At 44.5% G+C, this 18,162-nt stretch carries 15 protein-coding genes; 12 read left to right on the top strand and 3 right to left on the bottom strand.

The window, feature by feature from the left end; all coding sequences use genetic code 11:
• The first annotated feature begins 184 nt into the window (after positions 1-184).
• A complete protein-coding gene (locus tag ACTWQL_RS05180) occupies positions 185-1,486 on the top strand; it encodes a hypothetical protein (RefSeq protein ID WP_443141337.1) in 1,302 nt (433 codons plus the stop codon).
• Positions 1,487-1,710: 224 nt separating this feature from the next.
• On the opposite strand, the gene ACTWQL_RS05175 is transcribed toward ACTWQL_RS05180, so the two are convergent.
• Complete coding sequence (locus tag ACTWQL_RS05175; protein ID WP_443141336.1) at positions 1,711-4,038, bottom strand: glycerophosphodiester phosphodiesterase family protein; 2,328 nt, start codon at positions 4,036-4,038, stop codon at positions 1,711-1,713.
• A 226-nt stretch (positions 4,039-4,264) separates the two neighbouring features.
• Here ACTWQL_RS05175 and ACTWQL_RS05170 point away from each other — a divergent pair, with 226 nt between their 5' ends.
• The 4 genes from ACTWQL_RS05170 to ACTWQL_RS05155 all read left to right on the top strand — a co-directional run bounded on the left by ACTWQL_RS05170 (position 4,265) and on the right by ACTWQL_RS05155 (position 8,781).
• Positions 4,265-4,495 (top strand): hypothetical protein, encoded by a 231-nt coding sequence (locus ACTWQL_RS05170; protein WP_443141335.1) that lies wholly within the window; start codon positions 4,265-4,267, stop codon positions 4,493-4,495.
• A gap of 354 nt (positions 4,496-4,849) precedes the next feature.
• Entirely contained in the window at positions 4,850-5,881 is a 1,032-nt protein-coding gene (locus ACTWQL_RS05165; protein ID WP_443141334.1) for an extracellular solute-binding protein, read from the top strand.
• Positions 5,882-5,899: 18 nt separating this feature from the next.
• The gene (locus tag ACTWQL_RS05160; protein WP_443141333.1) at positions 5,900-7,024 is read left to right on the top strand and encodes an ABC transporter ATP-binding protein; all 1,125 of its coding nucleotides are present in this window, start codon (positions 5,900-5,902) and stop codon (positions 7,022-7,024) included.
• Positions 7,021-8,781 carry an ABC transporter permease gene (locus tag ACTWQL_RS05155; protein WP_443141332.1) on the top strand — a complete coding sequence of 587 codons (1,761 nt, stop codon included), beginning with the start codon at positions 7,021-7,023 and terminating at the stop codon, positions 8,779-8,781. The genes ACTWQL_RS05160 and ACTWQL_RS05155 overlap by 4 nt, the downstream gene beginning before the upstream one ends.
• A gap of 93 nt (positions 8,782-8,874) precedes the next feature.
• Here ACTWQL_RS05155 and ACTWQL_RS05150 read toward each other — a convergent pair whose 3' ends face one another.
• Together ACTWQL_RS05150 and ACTWQL_RS05145 are read right to left on the bottom strand one after the other, a co-directional pair.
• The gene (locus ACTWQL_RS05150; protein ID WP_443141331.1) at positions 8,875-9,759 is read right to left on the bottom strand and encodes a hydroxymethylglutaryl-CoA lyase; all 885 of its coding nucleotides are present in this window, start codon (positions 9,757-9,759) and stop codon (positions 8,875-8,877) included.
• Positions 9,756-10,427: a GntR family transcriptional regulator gene (locus ACTWQL_RS05145; protein ID WP_443141330.1), complete on the bottom strand. Its 672-nt coding sequence runs from the start codon at positions 10,425-10,427 to the stop codon at positions 9,756-9,758. Before ACTWQL_RS05145 ends, ACTWQL_RS05150 begins: the two co-directional genes overlap by 4 nt.
• Before the next feature lie 225 nt (positions 10,428-10,652).
• Between ACTWQL_RS05145 and ACTWQL_RS05140 the strand changes: the two genes are divergently transcribed.
• From ACTWQL_RS05140 to ACTWQL_RS05110, 7 genes are all read left to right on the top strand, one after another.
• Positions 10,653-11,861 carry a CaiB/BaiF CoA transferase family protein gene (locus ACTWQL_RS05140; protein ID WP_443141329.1) on the top strand — a complete coding sequence of 403 codons (1,209 nt, stop codon included), beginning with the start codon at positions 10,653-10,655 and terminating at the stop codon, positions 11,859-11,861.
• 111 nt (positions 11,862-11,972) lie between these two features.
• On the top strand, positions 11,973-12,218 hold the full coding sequence (locus ACTWQL_RS05135; RefSeq protein WP_443141480.1) for a hypothetical protein: 246 nt from the start codon (positions 11,973-11,975) through the stop codon (positions 12,216-12,218).
• A gap of 56 nt (positions 12,219-12,274) precedes the next feature.
• Complete coding sequence (locus ACTWQL_RS05130; protein ID WP_443141479.1) at positions 12,275-13,720, top strand: sodium:solute symporter family protein; 1,446 nt, start codon at positions 12,275-12,277, stop codon at positions 13,718-13,720.
• Positions 13,721-13,768: 48 nt separating this feature from the next.
• Positions 13,769-15,019, top strand: a complete 1,251-nt coding sequence (locus tag ACTWQL_RS05125; protein WP_443141328.1) for an MFS transporter — start codon at positions 13,769-13,771, stop codon at positions 15,017-15,019.
• Between the two features lie 26 nt (positions 15,020-15,045).
• Positions 15,046-15,642 carry a flavin reductase family protein gene (locus ACTWQL_RS05120; protein ID WP_443141327.1) on the top strand — a complete coding sequence of 199 codons (597 nt, stop codon included), beginning with the start codon at positions 15,046-15,048 and terminating at the stop codon, positions 15,640-15,642.
• Positions 15,643-16,010: 368 nt separating this feature from the next.
• Positions 16,011-16,568 (top strand): sigma-70 family RNA polymerase sigma factor, encoded by a 558-nt coding sequence (locus ACTWQL_RS05115; RefSeq protein WP_443141326.1) that lies wholly within the window; start codon positions 16,011-16,013, stop codon positions 16,566-16,568.
• Positions 16,558-17,925 carry a hypothetical protein gene (locus ACTWQL_RS05110; RefSeq protein ID WP_443141325.1) on the top strand — a complete coding sequence of 456 codons (1,368 nt, stop codon included), beginning with the start codon at positions 16,558-16,560 and terminating at the stop codon, positions 17,923-17,925. The genes ACTWQL_RS05115 and ACTWQL_RS05110 overlap by 11 nt, the downstream gene beginning before the upstream one ends.
• Positions 17,926-18,162: the final 237 nt, after the last annotated feature.

Below are 18,162 nucleotides of genomic sequence, written 5' to 3'. Positions count from 1 at the left end.
GTTTAGACGTGTCAAAAAAGAACATTGCTGTTTCAGTCGCTGACGAGGGAAAAGATCAACCCACGTATATAGGGATGATACCCAATACACTTCAGCCTGTGCTAAGACTTGTTTTGCCACGTTTTCTTTAATATCGAAAGGTTTGGTATAGTAAGAAGAGGAAATTGTTGGACGGAGGACGCTTATGAAAATACAGTTAGGCATTTTAGGGCCAGAGGATTCAATTGAACGGATCAAAGAATTCGCTGAACAAATGAATGATTTTGAGATCGCTTATTTTCCATATACGCACGCTTCTGAATCAGAAGAGTTGATCAAAGGGAACGAAAAGCAAATCGATCACTGGTTTCTTTCAGGTCCAGCCTTATACCGCTATCTGATTCGTAATCGTTTATTAGAGGAGGAAAATACAAGCTATCCGGATTTGTACGGAGCCAGTTTGATGGGTACGATCGTCGGAGCGCTCACAACAATGGAGAATCGAGTGAAAAGATTCAGTCTCGATACGATCCGTGATTCAGAGCTTGAGAGTGTCAAAAACGACTTCAAACTTTCCAGTATCGAGTTTTTCCTCTATCAAGGAGAAGAGTTCTTGCCGGCGACAGAGGTCATCGAATACCATGAATCCTTGTACAAAGAGGGGAAAATCGATGCGGTCCTTACTTGTATCAAAACGGTCTACTTGTCGATGAAAGAAAAGGGCATCCCCTGTTTCCGGGTCATCCCTTCACGCTTGGGGATCGAACTGGAGCTCAGGTTTATCAAAGAACACGCGCAGGCGAATTGGTACCGGAAATCTTCCCTGGGTATTGTCGGGGTTGAAGCGGGGCTTTCCAATGAACAACAGAACAATCAGTACTACTCCTACAAATTGAAACAACAGATACTTGATCTGAAGCGCCTGATGCTTGATTTCTCGGAAAAAGTCCAGGGTTCTTTCGTAGAAGTGGGTGACGCGCTGTACTTCATCTACACAACGAGAGGGGAATTGGAATTGAAAGCACGGGAAATCAACCCGTCCCAAGTTGTGAATGATTTTGAGAAACAAACTGGACTTGCCCTAAATTTGGGTGTCGGGTATGGGATGACAGCATGGGAAGCGGAACAGAACGTACGGCATGCCCTCCAGTTGTCACGAGAACAAGGAAAGCAGACCGTGGTTGTCGTGAATGAGGAAAAAGAGGTCACATTGCATCAGCATAGTGAAAAGCTGACTTATCAGCAGCGGTTTTCCGGAGAAGCTTGGGAAAAGAAGCTGAAGGACGCGAAAATCTCCCCGGCGATGATTTCGAAGATCGCATCGTATTATCGGTATTATGAAAAAGATTTTGTAACCGCCAAAGAAATCGCCCAATGGCTCAAAAGCACCGATAGAAACGCACGCCGTATCCTATCTGAACTCGAACGCCTGAACCTCGCCACCATCAAAGGCGAAGAACAAGGCGGCCGCGGCCGACCACGCAAAGTCTACAAGCTAGAGATCTAGGTGGGTGCCATTCCTTCTGTTTGTGTACCAGGCACGACAATTTACCCCTTACGCCCCAACGGTTCTCAGATGGTGCCAGGCACCGAAACGAAACCCTTGGGGCTGTAAGGATTTCAAAATGTACCTGGCACCGAAACAAAGCCCAAGCGGCACAAGGGATCTGCTTTCATAAAAAGTGCCAGGCACCGAAATAGATAACTACGGTGCCTGGCATTTTTCTATTTCTATTCGCTTACGTTGACTTGTATTGGTTCGGATACGAGGTTCCATTCTTGATCTAGCATGGTGAAGGTGTGTTTGACGAATACTTGTGCTGTTCCTGGTGATAATGCTTCTACGTTATTGCCTTCAACTTTAACGACACCGTCATTGTTCATGGTATAGAGTTCAGTCTCGATATTTTCAGTTTCCCCTGTTCTGTAACTAAGGAAAGCTTTTGCGTTAATGTCCCGTGACTTTCCGACCTTCAGATTAACCTTCTTAATCGGTGTTTCAAGATTGATCGGGGAGTGGGTCAGCCATTGCGTATAATCGGTGATCGGTCCGATCAAGCCTTCTCTTAGTTTATCGGCAAATGGGTCCTCATCCCGGAATGTCCAATGCATGCTCAGCATTCCGCGTTGTCTCATATACGTAAGGAATTCTTCGTAAACCGTTCTGTAGCTTGCGTTAAGCGTCACATTCCATGTAGTTCCATAGTCAACCATTTTTTTCGCATTATCCAACTTTTCCTGATCTCCATCTGGAGCACCTGCGGAAAATAAATATCCTGTTGCTAACTTTGGCTCAAGCTGGTTGAACGTCTTCATGCTTTCCAAATCAAAGTTTTGGAGGACGACTTGATTCATCATGTCCATTTCCTTGATTTCTTCAAGAACCTGTTCTTCGATGTCATAAGCTTTCAATTCAACCAAAAGCACGACATCTTTCCCCTTGAATTCTTGAAGGAATTCTTTAAACGTAGGAACAGGTTCTCCCGCAAATTCTTCTCCAAATTTAATACCTGCATCAAGTTTTTTGATTTCTTCCAGCGTCATATCTTTTACCGCACCAGTACCGTCAGTGGTTCGATCGACCGTATAATCGTGCATGACGATGACATGACCGTCTTTTGTCATATGAAGATCCGTCTCGATCATGTCTGCTTCCAGGTCATATGCTAACTTATAACCTGCCATCGTGTTTTCTGGTGCAAGGGAAGGTACTCCACGGTGTGCAGCTACAATCGGACGCTGTACGATCGTATGCTCCGGATATTGGCTGAATGCTTCTTCCGAATATTCCGGGTTATCCGTCACGACTCCGTCGACGCCCATATGGATCAGTTCGTGTGTGGAAGCTAAAGAATCCCCGCCGATTCCCCAGACAGCCACCATCCGATTATGCAAATAATAGACGATCTCCTGAGAAAGAAGTTTTTGTGGTATTAAAACGACCTTACTCTTACTAGAATGGACGTCAAAAGGAATTTTTTCCAAATCATTCTTGTTCAGAGACTCTCCATCATAGACAAGTCCTCCACGTATTTGTGGTTTAATCTCTTTAATCGCTTCAACGATAGCCGCATTGCTAGATACGAGATGGACATCCGTCGTCTGAGTTGCTTCGAGACTCTGCACGATTTCCTCTTGAAGACCCTCTTCCTCTACATGTAAAACAGCGATCTTTTCATTTTTGATCGACTGTAACTCCTCGTTCAAAGGCTCTCCATTCGCTTCCAGCGTGCCATCTTGACCACGTTCCACTTTCAATATGGCGGAGGCTGCTTTATTTTCACCACTAGCAGTGTCAGGTCCTGCAATGATCGTAGGTGGATTGATGATGTTGGTCTCGGCTTCTTGCGGAAGAAACGCATCGGAATCTTCAGCAGGAGGCAATTCTTCATTGTATGTAGTGACTTGGACGTTATCGAATTGCACCGTTGAACCGCTTGCCTGGAATCCTACATCTCCATTGGACCATTGGGTGGCGCCGTCAGTATCAATGACCAGCTCACCGTCCACGAATTGCTGTACGCGATCTCCACTCACAATCACCTTCAAGCGATAGCTTTTACCGTATTCGAAATTCTCCTTGTAAAAGTTCGTTTCTGAAACAGCCCATCGATTACTTGCGTTCCTCGTCGCAAACTCCAACCCATTCAATGCGCTTGTCCCTTTTCTGATTGCAAACTGATAGTAAGGATAATCCTCATTCTGTATCCGGTACATTAAAGAAGCCCAGCGTGTATTTTCAACTGCTGACACGAAAGTCATATCTGCTTCAAACATATAGTCGCCGTACTCCTCAGCAATCGGAATACTTACCCTCGAGGGACTGGAGGTTGCAGGTGAAGTTAAAACAAGCTTCCCATCCTGAACCTCCGCATTACCTTCAATCAAATTCCAATGCTCAGGTAGTGATCCATCCGCTACATTTTCAAAAGATTCATTGACCAATTCTACAGTCTCTTCTTCAGCCTGGATCTTCCCTTGTGGACCAGTGACGAATAAACTTAGTGCGAGCGTGGATGAAGCTACAATACTACTAATCGTTTTGAACTTGCCTTTCATAACAACTCCTCCTTTAAGTCTAATTAATGAATGACGTACGACTTCCTCACCTCCTTTAGTAAAAAGCAGTACAGACCTGTGATGTGAGCTTGAGAATTTTTATAGGCAAAGGCGTTGTTAAATAATACTGTTGATTTCTGATTAAGTTTGATGAAGCGAATTTTCGACACTCCTGCGGGAAAGCGAGCGAGGCGAGACCCCACAGCAATTATGGCCACCACTTCGTGTGGTGAACGTCGAAGCAAGCCCGTCCTGTGCAAGTGAGCGAGGTGGCTTGCGGATCGCACGCGGAAAGGGAGTGAATTTCGCAAAAATCAATAAATATAACAAAGCACAGGCAAAAGAAAAAGAAGACACCGCTAGCCAAACCCTTTCATTCAAAAGGATTATTAAGGCAGGGGTCTTCTCAACGTCTCTTCCCAGGATTATTAAATTTATCCTAAATTATACAAAATAATCTGAATCTTTCCATCGACAGAACGACCTAATTAACGCAGGCAATGTTTTTCTAATATAAGAAATGGTTGTCTGCAGCGCTCACCTCCAATAAAAAGATCACAAAAATAAGACTAAAGTCCTTATTAAATAAGGGGAAAAATTTTATATCTAAAAATTTTGACAATTAAATTGATAAATCATTTTATTTTGGTATAATGTAAAATAATAGAATATACGTGAGCAGAGACGAGGAGAAGAAGCTCATCAAGTATGACCTGGAACCATAGGATCGTTCCGGGCATTGTTTGATGGCCTTCTTCTTCTTTTTTTGTTCAATTTCATTCTATTAGATTATTAAAAGGGAGGCACCATAATGAAAAGAGTATTTTCTTTATTCATGACTTTGTTTGCGCTTACAAGTTTACTAGTTGCGACTGCCTGTTCCTCAAGCAGCAGCGGTGGAGACGGTCCAGGTACGATCAACTTCTATTCTCCTGAAACACCCGATATGGCAAAAGAACTAGGGGAAGCCTATGAAAAGGCAGTAGATGGCGCCACAGTAAACGTTCAATACGCAGGGACCAACGTACTTGTAAACCGTATGATGGCAGAAAAGGACAATCCACAAGCGGACGTATGGTACGGCGGGGGCGGAATCCTTCCTTTTGAAGCGGCTGTAGATAAGGGAATCATTACTCCTTTCACGCCAGAGTTAGCGGAAGGTTGGGAAACGGTCGAAAACGGAATCAAAGTTAAACATCAAGATGGTTATTATACAGGTGCAGAAATCTTCGTTTTAGGTTTTGTGTATAACACGGATCTCGTTTCTGAAGAAGAAGCGCCAAAAACATGGGAAGACCTATTGGATCCTAAATGGGAAGGGAAGATCCAATTTTCAAATCCAGCAGCATCCGGAACTGCAACATTGATGGTGCTTTCACAAATGATGCTGCAGGGTGAAGAAGAAGGTTGGGAGTATTTCCAAAAGCTTTCTGACCAGGCAAACTCCATTCCGGATTCAGGGTCAGGGCCGACACAAAGTGTAGCGAAAGGGGAAGCGGCAATTGGAGTAGGGTTTGATTTTATGGCTTATGAACAACAAGCAAAAGGTGAAACGGTGGATTTTGTCGTCCCTGAAAAAACACCGATCCTCGTCAATCCTGTTTCGTTAGTAAAAGATGGTCCAAACCCTGAAGGCGGTAAAGATTTCATAAACTTCTTGCTTTCTGAAGAAGGGCAACAGATCCTGGCAGACTGGTACCATATTCCGATCAATCCGAATGTAGAGTCGAAAACACCTTTGAATGTTGAAAATATTAAAAATAACGCGATTGATCTTGATATTGAATGGGTTATCGAAAATTACGACCGGATCCGTAATGAATGGAAAAGTAAAATCAAGTAGTTTTAAGGAGGAGATTTCTTGGGCTCAGTAAAGATTGAAAATTTGGTCAAGAAATTCGATGACGTAGAAGCACTCAGTGATGTCAATTTGGAAATCAAGGAGGGCGAATTCTTTGCCCTCCTGGGCCCATCAGGTTGCGGTAAGACAACGACGATGAGGTGCATCGCAGGTTTTGAAAATCCAACATCCGGTACAATCAAGATCGGAGATAACGTAGTCAACCATGCTCCGCCTAACCAAAGAAACTGCGGAATGGTCTTTCAAAGCTATGCCTTGTTTCCTCATTACAACGTTTTTGAAAACGTAGCGTACAGTCTTAATATTAAAAAGCTAAAAGAAAGCGGACTGACAGGAAAGGTGTCTACATACGCCAGACTACTTAGCAGGCGGCTTTCTAAGTATCCTAAGGATATCGAACAAAAAGTATGGGAAACACTCGAATATGTAGAACTTGAGCATCTCTCAGATCGTTTGACGAGCGAATTGTCGGGTGGTCAGCAGCAACGTGTCGCACTCGCCAGAGCACTGATCATGGAACCTGCAGTATTATTGATGGATGAACCATTATCCAACCTGGACCAGAAACTGCGTCATTCCATGAGGAACACGATCCGAAAAATACAGCAAGATTTAGGGATCACAATGATCTTCGTCACCCATGACCAGGAAGAAGCGATGAGTATGGCTGATCGTGTTGCTGTCATGAACGACGGTAAAGTAAAACAGATTGGAACGCCTACAGACCTGTACAGTAACCCAGGGACAAGCTTCATTGCGGATTTTGTAGGGAGTTCGAATATCCTGAAAGGGAAAGTCGTGAATCGTGAAGGTTCGTATTGTACGGTCCAGTTCAACGGCTCTCAAATACGCTCAATCTCAAAACCGAAAAAAGATGATGTGGAAGTGGTGATCCGTCCCGAAAATATCTCAATCATTAAGGAACATGAAATCGACCCTACGAAAAATATTCTTGAAGGTTCGATCATGTTTTCTACATATTTAGGAGCGGTTGTCAGGTATGATATCCAGGTCGGCACTCATCAAATCATCGTGGATACGACCTATAAATCCGGAGACAGCATCCTCTCTCCTGGTCATAAAGTCCATCTTACAATTGAACCTGAGAGGGTGCTGTTAATATGAAAAGCTTTAATGGTTTATCCGTTTTAAAGTGGGTCATCTCAGCGTTTTTCTTATTGTTTTTGATCATTCCATTATTATCAGTTTTCCTTGTCAGTTTCACCGGACAGCCGATGAATCTGCTCGGGTCTTTGACAAACCTTGATACCTTGAACGCGACGATTGAAAAGTTCAAAGGGAGTTCCCTTGAATACTATACAGAAATCCTGTCACGATCAGGTTATCTTGACGCGTTGAAGAACAGTCTTGGATTATCATTACTTGTGTCATTGCTTGTGATTTTATTATGTATGCCGATTGCTTACGGGATTGCAAGGACGACCATGCCTTTCAAAAAGACGATTTCTGCTTTATGTACGATTCCTTTGATCATTCCGACATTCATTTCAGCATATGCGTTCATCCTCATGTTTGGTCGGACGGGCTGGTTTACACAACTGTATCAGGCCATAGGATTTGAAGGCAGTTTCATTAATCCTTATACGATGACCGGGATTGTTCTCGTCCAGGTGTTCTTTTTCTTTCCTTATGCTTTATGGCCGATGGTCGCTGCATTTAAAATCAGTGATGTGACGCTTGAAGAAGCCTCGCAAAATATGGGAGCGAAAAGCTGGGTGACGTTACTCTTCGTTACCTTCCCGCTGGCATTGCCGGGAATGATTTCAAGTGCACTTTTGATCTTTACGGTCAGTTTTTCCGATTTCGGGACGCCGATTATCCTTGCTCCGAAAGATCTGAACTTGATCGTCGTTGAAGCTTACCGAGAAATCGCTGGATTCTTCAACTGGGCAGGCGCTGCCATTTTAACTGTAATTATGGTATTGGTCGCTGCATTTTTCTTCTGGTTGCAGAATCTGTTGCTCAAGGGGAAGGACTATGGCTCCGTTTCTGGTAAACCGAAGAAACAAAAGCTTAACGATAGTAAGCTCGTAACAAGATTACTAGCTGGTTATTCGGGATTGGTCGTTTTGGTACCGTTGTTTGCAGTTCTTTCAGTTGTATTGCAATCTTTTGCAACAACATGGGGCGCATCTCCATTACCTAGAGGGTACACATTGAAGCATTATCAAACGGTGTTCACTTCATCGTTTGAAAACATTTCGAACAGTATCATTCTAGCCACCGGTGCATTGATCTTGAGTGTGGTAATTGCAACGTTCGTCTCATATTTTGTTGTCAGGCAGAATGCGACGAAGTTGGATTTCCTGACCTCACTTCCGTTGGTCGTACCGGGAATCGCGTTCGGAATCGCTCTGATCCAGACATTTAATACCGCGCCGTTGCAACTGACAGGTACAGCATTGATCCTAATTGTTGCCTACAGTATACGAAGGCTGCCTTACATGATCCGTTCAACGATGGGCACGATGCGGTCAATTAAAAAAGATATCGAGGAAGCAGCGGTTAATCTCGGTGCGACACCTCTGACGGCAGCGATTACGGTGATCGGACCTTTGATGCTGCCTGGGATCGCAGCAGGTTCGATTCTCGTATTTATCACAGTTATCAAGGAGACGAGCATTTCTGTCTTGATGGCACCCGCCCAATGGGCACCTATGAGCCTAGCAATCTTTCAAAATATACTCAGAGGGGAATACTACACAGCAGCAGCCATGTCCGTCTTGCTCATCATCATCGTCTTGATCCTGCAAGCACTCGCGAAAAAAGTGTCAACCAAAAGCACGAAGAAGCAAGTTCGCAAAGATACCGCAGGCGGTGCTAGGCACCAAGAAGAAACCCAAGTGGGACCTGGACTTTGAAACGGTGCCAGGTACACTTTCAAAGTCCTTACGTACCAAGGGATCTGAAATGGTGCCAGGCACCGAAAAGTTTTCGTCGCCTGGCACTTTCTCCTATGCAATTCCAGCTTTCATGAGCATGCCGTCGAGGGGGCGTTCAATGTTTTGTTCCATCCCTTTGGCGGTTTCGACGAGCTGCTCGAGATCAGTGCCGGTCTCGACTCCCATACCATGGAACATGTTGACCATGTCTTCTGTACAGACGTTCCCGACTGCTTTTGGCGCAAATGGACAGCCTCCGAGACCGCCGATCGAGGAATCGAATCGTTCCACACCGGCATGATAGCCCGCAAGAACGTTGGCAAGTCCTAACCCACGTGTGTTATGGAAATGCAGCCCTACATCTAAATCCGCACCGAAAGCCCTCTTAAATGCAGCGACCACATCAGCTACCTGTTGCGGATTTGCCATGCCAGTCGTATCTGCCAACGTAATCGCGCGGCACCCAGTTTTCAAGAACGTCTCAGCCACACGCAAAACCCGTTCAACTGGCACTTCGCCTTCAAAAGGGCATCCGAATGCAGTTCCTAGCACTCCGACAACGTTTCTCCCGGCCGCAACACCATCCGCCACGACCCCACTAAGCTCAGCCGTCGCATCCTCGACAGTCCTTTTCGCATTTTTCAAATTAAACGAATCACTCGTCGTCGTGACAACATGCAAATACCCGATGTCCGTCTTCAGTGCTCGTTCCAGACCAGTCCGGCTCAAAACCAGTCCCGCATACTTCACGTCATCCTGAACAGGCAACCGGCTCAACAGTTCCTCTGCATCTGCCATCTGCGGAACGACTTTACGGTTAACGAAGGATACAGCCTCGACATACTGCACGCCTGAATCAATCAGCTTTTGGATCAATGCAACTTTTGTATCAGTAGGGACGAACTTCACTTCATTCTGTATCCCATCTCGCGGACCGACTTCACAGATTTCAATCAATGGAGATCCTCCTTTATCAGATGGTGGTTCTTAATATCCTCCAAATGCGCCAACACATTGTCACGGCCTTCGTAAATATGTTCATGCATCGCGATCCGTGCACGTTCCGACTCCTGATTTTCAATCGCTTTTAAAATGATCCGGTGGACGTCAAGAGAGCGTTCCAACTGCGTCCGGTCATACCAATAAAACGAACGGAAGATGAGCGGTACAACGACCACCTTTGAAATATGAAAATGAATATGTTGGTTTCGTGAAGCCATCACAATCGCCTCGTGAAATTGATGGTTCACTTCAACGATCTTTTTGACGCTATGGATATCGGATGAAATATAGTCATCAATTGCTTGTTCATACAGTTCATTCGCTTTTGCCATTTTTTCAATATCGTCATTCGTGCGATGGAAAGCGGCCTGTGAAGCGGCATATCCCTCTAAAAGAGTCCGCAAATCATAAATCTGCCGGATATCTTCTTTCGTAAAACTCCTCACACTGACTCCGCGTTTTAGAGGCACAATCAGTCCATCGGCTTGTAATTTTTTAATCGCCTCACGGATCGGTGTCCGGCTCATCTGGAGCTCTTTGGCGAGATGCTCCTCGGTCAACCGCATCCCCGGCTCATATTTTCCTAGCACAATCGCGTCTTTTATATAATTGTATACATCCATATCAACACCTCGATTCTATTGTATACAAACAGAAATAAATTTTCAATAAATTCAAAAAACAAGACCGAAAATGACAAAATAACCATTAAACACCACCTAAAACAGCAATTTTACCCAATTATAAAACGTTTTTAAAAAGCTGTTGATTTTTTGTATACAAATTTGTTAGTATTGTATGCAACATTCTGAATCTTTAGACAGTCACTCGTGTAAGGAGGATAAAATATGACCGAAAATCCTGACCGTTTGCCTCTTGAAGGCGTACGCGTCCTTGAATTAGGATCGCTTTTAGCTGGACCATTTTCGGGGAGGCTCTTCGCCGACTTCGGTGCAGAAGTGATCAAAATCGAACCACCTGACAAACAGGATCCGATGAGAAATTGGGGCAAAGAAAAGGATGGGGTAGGGCTGTGGTGGCCGATCCAATCACGGAACAAGAAATCGATCACACTCAACCTCCGGGAAGAAAAAGGGCAGCAGATTTTAAGAGAGATGGTAAAGGACTCTGATATCATCATCGAAAACTTTCGTCCCGGGACAATGGAAAAGTGGAACTTGTCCTATGAGGCGCTTTCGGAAATCAATCCGAAGCTGATCATGATGCGCACCTCAGGCTTCGGACAGACCGGACCGTACAAGCACCGCGCTGGTTTCGGAAGCGTAGGGGAAGCGATGGGCGGATTGCGGAACATCACAGGTTACCAGGACCGAGCACCGACACGTATCGGCATATCGATAGGCGATACACTTGCCGCCTTATTTGCTACGATCGGCTGTCTCGTCGCCCTTCACGAAAGGGAGCAATCCGGAAAAGGGCAGGTCGTTGATACAGCCCTTTATGAATCCGTGTTTTCCGTCATGGAGAGCTTGATCCCGGATTATCTGCTTGCCGGTTATGTTCGGGAGCGGATGGGGAATATCCTTCCCGGCGTAGCGCCGTCCAACATCTATTTTACAAAAGATGAGACGTACATCGTAATCGGGGCCAACGCAGACGGTGTTTTCCGAAGACTATGTGAAGCGATGGACCAACCGGAACTGGCTGATGACGAAAGATTCGCCACCCACCACGCACGCGGCCGGAACATGAAAGAGCTCGATCTTTTAATTGAAGAATGGACGAAATCACTACCGGCAAGGGAAGCACTCATCAAGCTTGAGGAGAAGGGGGTGCCATCCGGAATGATCTATACCGCAAAAGAGATCGTCGAAGACCCTCACTACCAAGAACGCGAGATGATTTTAAAAGTCGATCACCCCGAGCTTGGGGAATTTCCGATGCCGGGGATCGTACCGAAATTAAGTCGGACGCCAGGCAAGGTCAACCACCCAGGACCTGAAAAGTTAGGGAAACACAATGAGGAGATTTACAGCAATTTACTCGGATTCACCAACACCGAACTCAAAGGTTTACGATCAACGAACATCATCTGAAGATCATGAAATTACGGGCTCAGCCATCGTCTAAGCTTGGCTGTGCCAAGTTTTTACCTTAAATATTCACAAAATTCTATCATTTCTGGGAGGTTGAAACACGTGGAAAAGATGAAAGAGCCGATCAAGAAAAAATGGATTTGGATCGGACTGGTCCTGATCATCCTCGCAATCGTTCCCTGGTACTATCCTGACAAAGCGATCGAACCGATTATATTTGGCTTTCCATTTTGGGCATTCTTATCGGGGATTTTTTCATTGGTCCTGTGCGGATATTTGAGTTGGTTGTGCACATATCAGTGGAACATCGTCGAAGACCTTGAAGAAGCGGAGAAAAGGAAGGTGGATGAACAGTGAATCTAGCGTTTTCGGGTTTAGATGGCGTCCTCATTCTCGTCTTTTACGCATTGGTCATGCTCCTGATCGGCTATTTGTCCGGTCGAGGAGATAAGAAACTTCATCACTCGATGTCGGGTTATTTTCTGGCAGGTAAAAACCTGGGCTTTATCGCATTGTTCTTCACCTTGTACGCGACGCAATACAGCGGAAACACGATCGTCGGGTATGCGCCGACTGCGTATCGGAGTGGTTTTTCCTGGCTTCAATCCGTTTCCTTCATGACGATCATTATCGGTGTTTATCTGTTGTTCGCGCCACGTTTGTATGTCATCTCAAAACGGAATAAATTCATCACGCCGACAGATTGGCTTCGTTATCGGTTTAATTCGAAAGCGGTTACACTGTTAGGCGTCTTCCTCATGCTTTGGGGACTCGGGAATTACCTGTTGGAGCAGCTCGTCGCAATCGGACAAGCTGTTGCAGGAATGACTGGTGGAACGATCCCGTATCAGGTCGCCGTCATCGCGTTCATTTTAGTCATGCTGGCCTACGAATGGATGGGCGGGATGAAGGCTGTTGCTTTTACAGATGTCATGCAAGGGTTGGTGTTGATGGTCGGAATCCTTGTCTTTCTTGGAGGCGCGCTCTATCTTGTCGGTGGAAATCTCACGAATGTCACGACCTTCATTATGGACTCAGAACCAGCCAAGGTCGGGGTGCCGGCGATGGAGACCTCAATCAATTGGTTCAGCATCCTGCTGCTGGTCGGTTGTGGAGCGGCGATCTACCCGCATGCGATACAACGGATCTATTCTGCAGAAAGTGAGAAAACGTTGAAAAAGTCGTTTGCACGTATGGCATGGATGCCTCCAGTAACGACTGGGTTGGTGTTCGTGATCGGCATCATCGGCATTTCGATGTTCCCTGGCTTGAATGAAGCAAGCTCGGAACAACTTGTTGGGATGATGGCAAATGAAATTGCATCGATCAATTCATTCTACTACTGGGTAATGATCCTATTTTTCGGAGGGATCGTGGCGGCAATCATCTCGACAGCCGACTCAGTGCTGCTCAGTTTTTCGTCGATGGTTTCGAATGACATCTACGGCAACTTCATCAATCCGAAGGCTTCCGAACATCGAAAAGTCCTGGTTGGAAAAATTGTGGGCGTCATCGCGGTCATCCTGCTTTTGTGGGTCGCATGGAATCCTCCAGGAACACTTTATCAGATTTTCGTGTTAAAATTCGAGTTACTCGTACAAGTTTTCCCAGCCTTCATTTTAGGGCTGTATTGGAAAAAGCTATCCGCAAGACCGGTATTCTGGGGAATGCTGTTAGGTGCACTGATCGCCGGCGGCATGACACTGACCGGATACGGAACCGTTTATGGAATCCACGGTGGCGTCATCGGACTCGTCGTAAACTTCGGCGTAGCGGTTGTTGGATCTGTCCTCGTGCCGGTGTCTTCTAAGCAGGAGGTTCAGGCGGGGGAAATGACTTCTTTGAAAATAGAAGCTTGATAGGTCCTTCTTTCCATTTTAAAGACTAGAAAAAAGAGATGATTTGATGTGAACACGGTTGAGCTTAAAGCAGAACAAAGACTTTCAATAGAGCCATGGCGAATGTTGCTGTGGCTTCTTATTGCTCAGTTGATGGTTGCGTTCGTCGGCAGGAGCCTCGGACCTTTAGGAATATTGATCGGAGACGACCTTTCCCTTACAAAAGCAGAAATCGGCCTGCTTCCATCCGCACTTTTTATCGGGCAAGCTCTAGCATCTATTCCAGTAGGATTCATGGCTGATTTCATCGGTTCCAGACGGTTGCTTTTGATGCTTTCGCTCTGCTTGGGCGTCAGTTTTCTGATAATGACGATGATGACGAACTTCGTTTTTGTCTTGCTTTTAGTCTTGATTGGCGGACTTGGATACGGCGCGATGCATCCGACTTCGAATCGAGGCATCATTTACTGGTTTTCTCAAACCCAAAGAGGGACTGCGATGGGGATCAAACAGATGGGCATCACGTTCGGATCCGCTATGGCTGGTTTTCTATTGCTGCCTCTTTCCGCTGAATTTGGCTGGCGTCCGGTGCTTTTGATCGCGTGCATCGGCTTGATCATCACCGGTTTTATCGCATTCGCTTTTTATAGGGATCCATTGGGAAGCTTGAAGCCCCGAAAAAAAGAAGGAATCTCGTTCTTTAGTAGATCGCTAGTGAAAATGGGAAAAAACAAACCCCTGCTGCTGATCAGTTTGAGTGCGATGGGGTTAAACGGATCGCAAATGTGTCTGAATACGTATCTTGTTCTGTTCGCTTATGAAAAAATGGGAATCAGCCTGTTTTTATCGGGAATCCTGCTCGTCATATCTGAGGTGAGCGGTTCGCTAGGAAGAATTGGCTGGGGCGTTATTAGTGACAAGTTGTTCAACGGAAGACGCTTGGTTATCGTTTACATCATTGCCGTTTTAGCAGCGATCGCAAGTACGACCGTTGCCTTTTTACCAGAAGGCACTCCGTTTTTCGCACTGGTTCCAGTCATCGTCGTGTTCGGATCTTGTGTTTCTGGATTCAACGGGATCTGGATGAATATCGCCTCAGAACTCGTTCCGAAAGAACAAGCTGGGCTGTCGAGCGGGTTCAGCATTACGTTAGGGTCGATGGGCGTCATTTTCATCCCGCCGATGTTCGGGTTGATGGTCGACCAGAACGGACATTACACAGCAGGGTGGCTTTCAATCACCGCAATTATGGGTATTGTAATAGTACTGTTAACGATGTTTTCGCATCACGTCAAGAAAACTAGATTAGCAGACTCCTGATATATGGATAGAGGAGGGAATAGATCATGGAATTTGATCCATCACAATTAGGTACAAAAGAAGTTTATAAATTATTGACAGGGTCAGTCGTTCCGAGGCCGATTGCATGGGTCTCGACCATTTCTGAGGAAGGGAAGTTGAACCTGGCTCCATTCAGTTTCTTTACGGTAGCCTCAAGAAAACCGCCGATTTTAGCAATTTCGATCGGGCCAGGGGTAGGAGAACGAGCAGGTACGGAAAAAGATACGCTTGTGAATATCCGTTCGCAAAAAGAATTCGTCATCAATGTTGTGCCTTCGGAGTTAGGGAACCAGATGCAAAAAAGCTCAGAAAACCTTCCGAGCGAGGTGAACGAATTCGAGGAGGCTGGATTGACGCCGGTAGACAGTGCCGTCGTTAAACCGAAGCGGGTAGATGAAGCACCAATCCAGATGGAATGCAAGCTTCATGATATCATTCAGCTCGGGTCCGACCATCTTATCCTTGGCGAAATGATCCACTATCATATCAAGGATGAATACTACCTGGAAAACTACAAAGTCAATCTTGAAAAACTCCAACCACTCGGAAGACTAGCAGGCAACTACAGCGAAAACACCACGTTTTTTAAACTGCCAAGATGATAGAAGGAGAGAAAGCCCAGTTGAACAAACCATTGTTCAACTGGGCTTTCCTTATTCAATCAAACATTTGATTGAAATCCCAAACCCCAATATACCAACCACTCCAATCCCTTAAACAAACGTTTGATTGACCAAACGCAAAACATGTCGCTTATATTAGTAAAACCTCCTGTACCAGGCACGACAATTTACCCCTTGCGCCCCAACGGTTTTCGAAAGGTGCCAGGCACCGAAAAAGAAGTCAATGGTACCAAGGCTTCTCATTCGGTGCCTGGCACACATATAGGCGATTTAACATAATTTCATCATTTTTGAATCTTTTTCCATATCTTCGCTCGTCATAGTAGTATAAAGGGGGAGGGAGTTGTTTGATTTTGCCATACTCGAGTAATAGTGGGAAACCTGCATATGCAAAAACCGACTCAAACCAAGATAGAGAGATATTGTGTGATGCTGTCTCAACATACGGTAAACAGCTGACCAATTTTGCATTCAGTTATGTGAAAGATTGGGGTTTATCTGAAGATATTGTTCAAGAAGTATTTTTAAAAGCGTTTCGGAACTATCAATCATTTAGAGGTGATTCGTCATTTAAAACGTGGCTTTATAAGATCACTGCGAATCAATGCAAGGATTACTTGAAATCATCCTATTTCAAAAGAGTCGTTTTATCCAATTTCTTATTGACAAAACCAAAACGAGATGAATATGAGATTTTCAGCAACAATGATGAACTATCACAGAGTGTTTTCCGGCTTCCTGTTAAATACCGTGAAATCATTATTTTACATTACTACGAAGATCTCAAGATAAAAGAAATCGCAAATTTATTGAATATGAAGGAAGCAACTGTTAAGACGCGGTTACAAAGAGCTCGCACGATTTTGAAAAATGAATTAGAAAGGAGCTCATCCAATGAAAAGTAAGCATGAAGATTTGAAGTCATCGCTTGATCAACATGTTTTCAACAATAATACATTTGATAAACGAAGTGAAAAAAGAATTATTGAACAATTGCATAAAGAGCAAACAAAAAGGAATGGGAGCTTCTTTAATTTTGGGAAAGTCTATAAACCTGTTTTATCCCTAATTGCCTTATTGGCATTTGCTTCGTTTTTATATTTTTATATTTCCAATGGAGAGCAGACTAATCAACCAGCGGATCCCGGACCGGAAGAAACGGATAAACCTCCAGTGGAAGCACCGCAAGAAACCACTTCCCAACAAGAAATTTATAAAAAGATGCTGAATTCTGCACCGTACTTTAACTCAGCTGAGGGAATTTACAGAATACAAAATGGGGAAGACGGTGATCCAACAACTGTAAAATTTGCCGTAAACCATGAATTGCAATCGTATTACGAACATGTTCAAAATAATGAATCCGATATGGAAATTATTTTGAAAGACATTGAAAAACTAGTGGTCGATCACAAAAAACAAACCTATACAAAATCAACGGATCTAGACTTCGAACCTGAGCAACAAGCCTATTCAAGCTATTTATATCCTAAAGAGTTAGCAAACACGTATCTACAAGATTTTGAGACCTGGGAGATAAAGCAAACTGATGATAGCAATGATCAAGACGCTGTTGTGGTTGAGGGAAAAACAGACACTGAAAAATTCAGACTTGAAATCATGAAAGACACGGGAGTCGTTTTAAGTTTCACTATACGGGAAAATGATAAAATCACCCAAACAGTCACAACTAATGAAATTACCATAGAGCCCAATCTTGCAGCCGACCAATTTACGATTGATATTCCTGCGGGTTACGCTGATACAAACGCTGTGAGTGATGAGGAGACTGTTGAAAATGATGAAGAAACCAGCACCCAAGAAAATGAAGGAGAACCTAGTAATTCACCAGCAGATGAATCAAGTTCACCTGCAAGTCTTGCACAAGAATTAACAGGATATAAAATGAGTACATTCGATCCACTTTATAACGCAACAAAAAAAGAAGTCATTGAACATTTAGGGAAGCCGATTAAAGATGATTCAGGTACGCCTCAAAGTGATGATCTACCTTGGTTGACTTATGAGGATCTCCTTATAAAGTTCAAAGGTGAAACAGTATATGTCATACAAATAAAAAAGACAGGGGAACTTTCAGAGGAGGAATTGAAAGAAAAACTCAAAGAGTACCAGCACGAATTTGAGCCACCTGCCTTGTATAACACATACAGCTATAATTACGATGGAAAACCATTTGATATCCAATTCCATTTTGGCTCTGAAGGGTTTCAACACGTACAGTTGTATAGCGGCGCACCATGATTATCAATAAAATAATTGAAGTAACAAACGACCCGATCGTACATTGATTCGCATGTACGATCGGGTATTTTTTTTGAACACTGTGTACCAGGCACGACAATTTACCCCTTGCGCCCCAACGGTTTTCGAAAGGTGCCAGGCACCGAAAAAGAACTCAATGGTACCAAGGCTTCCCATTCGGTGCCTGGCACCAATCTGTAGTGCTTGTGGCTCAAGGGTTTCTAATAAGTACCAGGC

This window comes from Pseudalkalibacillus sp. R45, assembly GCF_052246725.1.
Lineage (GTDB): Bacteria > Bacillota > Bacilli > Bacillales > Fictibacillaceae > Pseudalkalibacillus.
The sequence above is the reverse complement of the archived record's forward strand: the minus strand, read 5'-3'. Positions and strand labels throughout refer to the sequence as shown.

What these genes read in the sequence shown, in the direction of transcription:
- ACTWQL_RS05110 (WP_443141325.1), top strand. Translation starts at nt 16,558, where the DNA reads ATGAAAAGTAAGCATGAAGATTTGAAGTCATCGCTTGATCAACATGTT.
- ACTWQL_RS05130 (WP_443141479.1), top strand. Translation starts at nt 12,275, where the DNA reads ATGCTCCTGATCGGCTATTTGTCCGGTCGAGGAGATAAGAAACTTCAT.
- ACTWQL_RS05145 (WP_443141330.1), bottom strand. Translation starts at nt 10,427, where the DNA reads ATGGATGTATACAATTATATAAAAGACGCGATTGTGCTAGGAAAATAT.
- ACTWQL_RS05140 (WP_443141329.1), top strand. Translation starts at nt 10,653, where the DNA reads ATGACCGAAAATCCTGACCGTTTGCCTCTTGAAGGCGTACGCGTCCTT.
- ACTWQL_RS05155 (WP_443141332.1), top strand. Translation starts at nt 7,021, where the DNA reads ATGAAAAGCTTTAATGGTTTATCCGTTTTAAAGTGGGTCATCTCAGCG.
- ACTWQL_RS05120 (WP_443141327.1), top strand. Translation starts at nt 15,046, where the DNA reads ATGGAATTTGATCCATCACAATTAGGTACAAAAGAAGTTTATAAATTA.
- ACTWQL_RS05180 (WP_443141337.1), top strand. Translation starts at nt 185, where the DNA reads ATGAAAATACAGTTAGGCATTTTAGGGCCAGAGGATTCAATTGAACGG.
- ACTWQL_RS05165 (WP_443141334.1), top strand. Translation starts at nt 4,850, where the DNA reads ATGAAAAGAGTATTTTCTTTATTCATGACTTTGTTTGCGCTTACAAGT.
- ACTWQL_RS05175 (WP_443141336.1), bottom strand. Translation starts at nt 4,038, where the DNA reads ATGAAAGGCAAGTTCAAAACGATTAGTAGTATTGTAGCTTCATCCACG.
- ACTWQL_RS05135 (WP_443141480.1), top strand. Translation starts at nt 11,973, where the DNA reads ATGAAAGAGCCGATCAAGAAAAAATGGATTTGGATCGGACTGGTCCTG.